This is a genomic window from Megasphaera sp. SC8-1 (genome assembly GCF_024436295.1).
GTDB classification, from domain to species: domain Bacteria; phylum Bacillota; class Negativicutes; order Veillonellales; family Megasphaeraceae; genus Megasphaera; species Megasphaera elsdenii.
Window position 1 is genome coordinate 1 of the sequence record NZ_JANFQH010000024.1, and the last position, 1023, is coordinate 1023.

At 47.1% G+C, this 1023-nt stretch carries 1 protein-coding gene; it reads left to right on the forward strand.

The window, feature by feature from the left end; genetic code table 11:
• A partial coding sequence (locus NOS26_RS07680) for a transposase (protein WP_255917504.1) occupies nucleotides 1–1023 on the forward strand: 1023 nt, incomplete at both ends.

Consider the following 1023-nt stretch of genomic DNA (forward strand, 5'->3'; position numbering starts at 1 on the left):
ATGTTTGCCAAGACCTTTGGGTGTGTCCGATTCATCTACAACAAGATGCTGAGTGACCGCATTGACTATTATAAGGAAACCGGCCAAAAGCTGAATAACACGCCTGCGCAGTACAAGGAAGAATTCCCTTGGCTAAAGGAAGTCGATAGTTTAGCCCTTGCCAATGCCCAACTGAATCTGAACAAGGCATACAGCCACTTTTGGAATGACAGCCAGCATTTCGGCAAGCCGCGCTTCAAGTCAAAGAAAAATAGTCGCGCTTCGTATTCCACGAACAACCAGAAGGGTTCTGTCCGAATCGAGGGCCATAAGGTGAAACTGCCAAAAGTCGGCTGGGTGAAATTATGCCAGCATCGCCCCTTGCCAGAGAACAGTATCATAAAGACCGTAACCATCAGCAAGACGCCATCAGGAAAGTACTATATCAGTATGCTGGTGGAGTATGAAAACCAAGTACTCCCTGTCATACCGAAGACCTTCCTTGGCTTGGATTTTGCGATGCACGGCTTGTATGTGGCTTCCGATGAGGAGGATGCTAAATATCCAGATTTCCTGCGAAAGGCAGAGAAAAGACTGGCTAAGGCGCAACAGAAGCTATCCAAGAAACAAAAAGGAAGTCACAACAGAGAGAAACAAAGACTGCGCGTAGCTATTCTCCATGAGAAAGTGGCCAATCAACGCCGGGATTTCCTGCACAAAAAGTCCCGCTACCTTGCAGACCGCTATGATGCCATTGGCATTGAGGATATCAGCGTCAAAGCGATGGCAAAGCGGAAAAAGGGTGGTAAGTTCAGTTTTGGCAAATCCGTAGCGGACAATGGCTGGAATCTGTTCACGAACATGCTGGAATATAAGTTGGCTTGGCAAGGCAAACAGCTTATCAAGATAGACAAGTGGTATCCGAGCAGCCAGCTGTGTCACGTATGTGGCTACCGAACTAGTGAAACTAAAGATTTGTCTGTACGGGAATGGAATTGTCCCAAATGTGGCAGTCATCATGACAGGGATAAAAACGCAGCCATA